The organism is Neisseria sp. HMSC070F02 (assembly GCF_001814225.1).
Taxonomy (GTDB): domain Bacteria; phylum Pseudomonadota; class Gammaproteobacteria; order Burkholderiales; family Neisseriaceae; genus Neisseria; species Neisseria meningitidis.
Window position 1 is genome coordinate 1 of the sequence record NZ_KV815417.1, and the last position, 6,143, is coordinate 6,143.

Here is a 6,143-nt window from a genome sequence, read left to right on the forward strand (position 1 = left end):
GAGCTAAGGCGAGGCAACGCCGTACTGGTTTTTTATATCCAATGGGTGCGGCGTTTAATCATAATCAGGCAGATAGGGATAACTAATGCCGTCTGAACGACGAATGTTCAGACGGCATTTTTACCTTTGTGCTTATAAGGTGCTTAGTGCCTGATTAAAGGTTGCGCTTGGGCGCATCGCTTGTGCCGCTTTTTCAGGATTGGCGGCGTAGTAGCCGCCGATGTCGACCGCTTTGCCTTGTACGGCAGAGAGTTCTTCAACGATTTTGGCTTCGTTTTCCGCCAACGATTTGGCTAACGGCGCAAATGCGGCTTTCAATTCGGCATCTTTGTCTTGCGCCGCCAATTCTTGCGCCCAGTAGAGGGTGAGGTAGAAATGGCTGCCGCGGTTGTCGAGTTCGCCGGTTTTGCGTTTGGGCGATTTGTCGTTTAGCAGCAGTTTTTCGGTGGCGGCATCCAAAGTGTCGGCGAGGACTTGGGCTTTGGTGTTGCCGGTTTTTTGTGCCAAATGTTCAAACGATACGGCGAGCGCGAGGAATTCGCCCAAAGAGTCCCAACGCAAGTGGTTTTCTTCAAGGAATTGTTGGACGTGTTTCGGTGCAGAACCGCCCGCGCCGGTTTCAAACATACCGCCGCCGTTCATCAATGGAACGATAGACAGCATTTTCGCGCTTGTGCCGAGTTCCAAAATCGGGAACAAGTCGGTCAGGTAGTCGCGCAAGACATTACCGGTTACGGAGATGGTGTCTTCGCCGTTTTTCAGACGGCCCAGGCTGAACTTGGCGGCTTCTTCGGGAGCGAGGACGCGGATGTCGAGGCCGTTGGTATCCAGTTCGGCAAGGTAGGCTTTAACCTTGGCGAGCAGGCTCTTGTCATGCGGACGGTTTTCGTCGAGCCAGAACACGGCGGGCGTATTGCTCAGGCGGGCGCGGTTGACGGCGAGTTGTACCCAGTCTTTAACCGGAGCGTCTTTGGTTTGGCACATACGCCAGATGTCGCCTGCTTCAACGTCGTGCTGCATCAGGACTTTTCCTGCCGCATCAATGACTTGGACTTGGCCGTCGGCTTCGATTTCAAAGGTTTTGTTGTGCGAGCCGTATTCTTCCGCCGCTTGCGCCATCAGTCCGACGTTGGGCACAGTACCCATGGTTGTCGGGTCAAATGCGCCGTGTTCGCGGCAGAAGTCGATGGTTGCTTGGTAAACGCCGGCGTAGCTGCTGTCGGGAATCACGGCTTTGGTGTCTTGCGCTTTGCCGTCTTTATCCCACATACGGCCGGAGTTACGAATCATCGCAGGCATGGAAGCATCAACGATGACATCGCTGGGAACGTGCAGGTTGGTAATGCCTTTATCGGAATCGACCATCGCCAAATCGGGGTTGGCGGCGTAAACGGCGGCGATTTCGGCTTCGACGGCGGTGCGGGTGTCCGCATCCAGTTTGTCCAGATTGGCAAGCAGGTTGCCGAAACCGTTGTTGACGTTGACGCCTGCGGCGGCCAGTTTGCCGCCGAATTTTTCAAATACAGGCGCGAAGAATACTTTGACGGCGTGTCCGAAGATAATCGGGTCGGACACTTTCATCATCGTGGCTTTCATATGCAGCGAGAACAATACGCCTTTAGCTTTCGCGTCTTGCACTTGTTCGGCAAGGAAGGCGAGCAGGGCTTTTTTGCTCATCACGGTCGCGTCGGTGATTTCGCCGGCTTTCAGGGCAACAGGCGCGCGCAGCTCTTTTTTGTTGCCTTGTTTGTCGGTGAACACGATGGATACGGAAGTCGCATCGGGTACAGTAACAGATTGTTCGTTATGGAAAAAGTCGCCGCTTTGCATGGTGGCAACGTGGGTTTTGGAGTCTTTCGTCCATGCGCCCATGCTGTGCGGATTTTTTTTGGCAAAGTTTTTCACTGCTTTAGGCGCACGGCGGTCGGAGTTGCCTTCGCGCAGGACAGGGTTTACCGCGCTGCCTTTGATGCGGTCGTAGCGTTCGCGCACGGCTTTTTCTTCATCGGTTTGCGGGTCGGCGGGATAGTCGGGAACGGCAAAGCCTTTAGACTGCAATTCTTTAATCGCGGCAGTCAGTTGCGGTACGGATGCGCTGATGTTCGGCAGTTTGATTACGTTTGCATCGGGTTGTTTCACCAGTTCGCCCAATTCGGCAAGCGCATCAGGTACGCGCTGCGCTTCGGTCAGATATTCGGGAAATGCCGCCAAAATACGGCCGGACAGGGAAATGTCGGCAGTTTTGACATCAATATCGGCGTGGCGGGCAAAAGCCTGCACAATCGGCAGCAGCGATTGGGTCGCCAGCGCGGGGGCTTCGTCGGTATGGGTATAAATAATGGTGGATTTTTGAGTCATAGGATTATTCTCTTGTAGGTTGGTTTTTTCTTTTGGAACACATTGCGCGGGGAATGTGCGTGGCTATTATGGCATATTTTGGCGGCTTTGTTCGCGCTTTGTTCGATCTTGGCGTGTTTGAACGCGGCGACGTGAAAGGAAGGGGGAAATGGTTTTCCCGCTTTTGGCGGCGGTGTCGGAGGTGCTGTGCCTGATGTGCGGCGGCATATTTTCGGTGAAATTGATTTTATAGTGGTTTAAATTTAAACCAGTACAGCGTTGCCTCGCCTTGCCGTACTATCTGTACTGTCTGCGGCTTCGTCGCCTTGTCCTGATTTAAATTTAAATCACTATAATATTCGGTAACTGTCGGAATATCTGCTAAAATTCCGCATTTTTCCGTCCCGGGACACTCGGGGCGTATGTTCAATTTGTCGGAATGGAGTTTTAGGGATATGGGCTTGAAAAAGGCTTGTTTGACCGTGTTGTGCCTGATTGTTTTTTGTTTCGGGATATTTTATACATTTGACCGGGTAATCAGGGGGGAAAGGAATGCGGTTTCCCTGCTGAAGGACAAACTCTTCAATGAAGAGGGGGAACCGGTCAATCTGATTTTCTGCTATACCATATTGCAGATGAAGGTGGCAGAAAGGATTATGGCGCAGCATCCGGGGGAGCGGTTTTATGTGGTGCTGATGTCTGAAAACAGGAATGAAAAATACGATTATTATTTCAATCAGATAAAGGATAAGGCGGAGCGGGCGTATTTTTTCCACCTGCCCTACGGTTTGAACAAATCGTTTAATTTCATTCCGACGATGGCGGAGCTGAAGGTAAAGTCGATGCTGCTGCCGAAAGTCAAGCGGATTTATTTGGCAAGTTTGGAAAAAGTCAGCATTGCCGCCTTTTTGAGCACTTACCCGGATGCGGAAATCAAAACCTTTGACGACGGGACAATCAATTTAATTCAAAGCAGCAGCTATTTGGGCGATGAGTTTTCTGTAAACGGGACGATCAAGCGGAATTTTGCCCGGATGATGATCGGAGATTGGAGCATCGCCAAAACCCGCAATGCTTCCGACGAGCATTACACGATATTCAAGGGTTTGAAAAACATTATGGACGACGGCCGCCGCAAGATGACTTACCTGCCGCTGTTCGATGCGTCCGAACTGAAGGCGGGGGACGAAACGGGCGGCACGGTGCGGATACTTTTGGGTTCGCCCGACAAGGAGATGAAGGAAATTTCGGAAAAGGCGGCAAAAAACTTCAACATACAATATGTCGCACCGCACCCCCGCCAAACCTACGGGCTTTCCGGCGTAACCACATTAAATTCGCCCTATGTCATCGAAGACTATATTTTGCGCGAGATTAAGAAAAACCCGCATACGAGGTATGAAATTTATACCTTTTTCAGCGGCGCGGCGTTGACGATGAAGGATTTTCCCAATGTGCACGTTTACGCATTGAAACCGGCTTCCCTTCCGGAAGATTATTGGCTCAAGCCGGTGTATGCCCTGTTTACCCAATCCGGCATCCCGATTTTGACATTTGACGATAAAGATTAATCGCATAGCAAATCAAAATAGAAAATGGCGGAGTAAGTAAGGCAAAAATCAGGATATGGCGTATTTTTTGAATTAACGATAATTTTTGATTGCTTTGCGCTTGGTGAAATGGCAAAGAAAATGCCGTCTGAAGGCTTCAGACGGCATTGTTTTGTTTTGGATGTTATTCGGGCGCGCGGAAACTGTCGTGGCAGGATTTGCAGCTTGCGCCGGTTTCGCCGTAGGCGGCTTTGATTTCATCCAGTTTGCCGGTTTGTGCTGCGGCGTTGAGTTTTTCGACGGCGGCGGCGAATTTTGTTTTTTCGGCTTCAAATTTTGCACCATCCGACCAAACGGCGGGCAGGGCGCGGCCGTTGCCTTGCGGATCGGACTCAAAAAGTGTGAACGGTTTCTTGCTGCTTTCGGCAAACGCCGCGGCAGCCTGTTTGAATTTTTCGACATCGTAAGGTTCTTCGTCTTTGACCATTTTGCCCATGCGTGTGAATTCGGGCATCATGGATTTGAACGCGGCGGTGCGGTTTTCGGAAATTTCGCCTTTGGGTTGGGAAGGTATTCCGCTGCCTCCGCAGGCGGAAAGGAGCAGTGTGATGGCGGCAGCAGCAAGGCTGATTTGGGTTTTCATATTGAATGTGTCCTGTCGTGGTGGTATGGTTGTTGTCATTTTCAGCCGGCGCGATGCCGTCTGAAGAGCGTTATGATACCTGAAACAGGTTTGGGAAACGAGAAAGAAAGGAAAAACAATGGCTGTTTTAATTACCGGTGCTTCGGCAGGATTCGGCGAAGCGATGTGCCGCGCGTTTGTCGGGGCGGGATACCGCGTTATCGGTGCGGCGCGCCGTGGGGACAGGCTTCAGGTTTTGGCGGATGAATTGGGTGCTTTGTTTTACCCTTTGGAAATGGACGTGTCGCGACGCGAGTCGGTGGAAAATGCCTTAAACGGCATCCCCGATGAATTTTCCGACATCGACTGCCTCATCAACAATGCCGGGCTGGCTTTGGGTTTGGACACGGCGGACAAGGCGGATTTTGAAGATTGGGAAACGATGATTCAAACCAATGTTTTGGGTTTGACGTTCCTGACGCGCAAAATTTTGCCGCAAATGGTGGAACGCGGCGGCGGCTATGTGATGAATTTGGGTTCGATTGCAGGCAATTATGCTTATGCCGGCAGCAACGTTTACGGGGCGACCAAGGCGTTTGTGCGGCAGTTCAGCCTGAATTTGCGCGCGGAGTTGGCGGATAAGAACATCCGCGTTACCAATATCGAGCCGGGTTTGTGCGGCGATACGGAGTTTTCCAACGTGCGCTTCAAAGGCGATGACGAGAGGGCGGCGGGCGTGTATGAGGGTGTGGAATTTATCCGCCCAGAAGATATTGCGGAAACCGCATTGTGGCTGTACCGCCGGCCGGCGCATATGAATGTGAACACGATTGAAATTATGCCCGTGGCGCAGACTTTTGCAGGAATGAAAGTGATAAAAAAAGCCGTGCCCGAAGTGCGGGAAGACTTTGAAAAACAGAGTATGTCGCTGTTTTCCCGCATCAGGTCCTGGTTCAAATGATGCAAAATGCCGTCTGAAGACAGTTTCAGACGGCATTTTTACGGGTATTTTTACGGAGTAGGCAATAAGCCCGCCAATTTGGGGTTGCCTTCTTTCGGAATCGGGCGCGGATTGCCTTCCGCATCGATGGCAACATAAGTGAACACGGCTTCGGTTACGAGGTAGCGGTCTTCGGTAACGCAATCGTTCATCAAAGTTTTCACCCAGACGTCGACTTTAAGCTGGAGGGAAGTGTTGCCCACGCGGACGCAATGCCCGTAGCAGCAGACGACGTTGCCGACCTTGACCGGGCGGATGAAGTTCATTTCCTGAACGGCGACGGTAACGATGCGTCCCCGCGCGATTTCCGCCGCCAATATGCCGCCGCCCAAATCCATCTGCGACATAATCCAGCCGCCGAAAATGTCTTGGTTGGGATTGGTATCGCGCGGCATAGCGACGGTACGCAGGAGCAGTTCGCCTTGAGGGCGTTGGCGGTTGCCTTCTTCGTGCTGCATAAAGTTTCCTTGTTTTATTGAAATATAAATCGAACCTGCACCCCTGCCCGAAACGGGAAGTCGGGAAGTGTGTAGTTTAACCCATTTGAGACATACAAGGGCGGGCGCGGAACAGATTCGCAAGGCGTATTGTAGGGTGGGGCCGTAGCAACTGAACCGTCATTCCCACGGAAGTG

5 protein-coding genes are annotated in these 6,143 nt (G+C 51.8%); 2 read left to right on the forward strand and 3 right to left on the reverse strand.

The features are described from left to right. Positions 1-132 precede the first annotated feature (132 nt). Entirely contained in the window at positions 133-2,358 is a 2,226-nt protein-coding gene (locus HMPREF2959_RS05075) for an NADP-dependent isocitrate dehydrogenase (protein WP_070696468.1), read from the reverse strand. 434 nt (positions 2,359-2,792) lie between these two features. Here HMPREF2959_RS05075 and lst point away from each other — a divergent pair, with 434 nt between their 5' ends. Continuing rightward, the gene (lst, locus tag HMPREF2959_RS05080) at positions 2,793-3,908 is read left to right on the forward strand and encodes an N-acetyllactosaminide alpha-2,3-sialyltransferase (RefSeq protein WP_070696471.1); all 1,116 of its coding nucleotides are present in this window, start codon (positions 2,793-2,795) and stop codon (positions 3,906-3,908) included. A 163-nt stretch (positions 3,909-4,071) separates the two neighbouring features. On the opposite strand, the gene HMPREF2959_RS05085 is transcribed toward lst, so the two are convergent. After that, entirely contained in the window at positions 4,072-4,530 is a 459-nt protein-coding gene (locus HMPREF2959_RS05085) for a c-type cytochrome (protein ID WP_002231520.1), read from the reverse strand. A gap of 118 nt (positions 4,531-4,648) precedes the next feature. Between HMPREF2959_RS05085 and HMPREF2959_RS05090 the strand changes: the two genes are divergently transcribed. Beyond that, complete coding sequence (locus HMPREF2959_RS05090; RefSeq protein WP_070696473.1) at positions 4,649-5,470, forward strand: SDR family oxidoreductase; 822 nt, start codon at positions 4,649-4,651, stop codon at positions 5,468-5,470. A 50-nt stretch (positions 5,471-5,520) separates the two neighbouring features. Here the strand turns inward: HMPREF2959_RS05090 and yciA are convergent, their stop codons facing one another. Beyond that, positions 5,521-5,967, reverse strand: coding sequence for an acyl-CoA thioester hydrolase YciA (yciA, locus tag HMPREF2959_RS05095; RefSeq protein WP_002219418.1), 447 nt, complete (start codon positions 5,965-5,967; stop codon positions 5,521-5,523). Between the last annotated feature and the right edge of the window lie 176 nt (positions 5,968-6,143).

Coding starts and splice junctions, on each gene's coding strand:
- HMPREF2959_RS05075 (WP_070696468.1), bottom strand. CDS start 2,358: ATGACTCAAAAATCCACCATTATTTATACCCATACCGACGAAGCCCCC.
- lst (WP_070696471.1), top strand. CDS start 2,793: ATGGGCTTGAAAAAGGCTTGTTTGACCGTGTTGTGCCTGATTGTTTTT.
- HMPREF2959_RS05085 (WP_002231520.1), bottom strand. CDS start 4,530: ATGAAAACCCAAATCAGCCTTGCTGCTGCCGCCATCACACTGCTCCTT.
- HMPREF2959_RS05090 (WP_070696473.1), top strand. CDS start 4,649: ATGGCTGTTTTAATTACCGGTGCTTCGGCAGGATTCGGCGAAGCGATG.
- yciA (WP_002219418.1), bottom strand. CDS start 5,967: ATGCAGCACGAAGAAGGCAACCGCCAACGCCCTCAAGGCGAACTGCTC.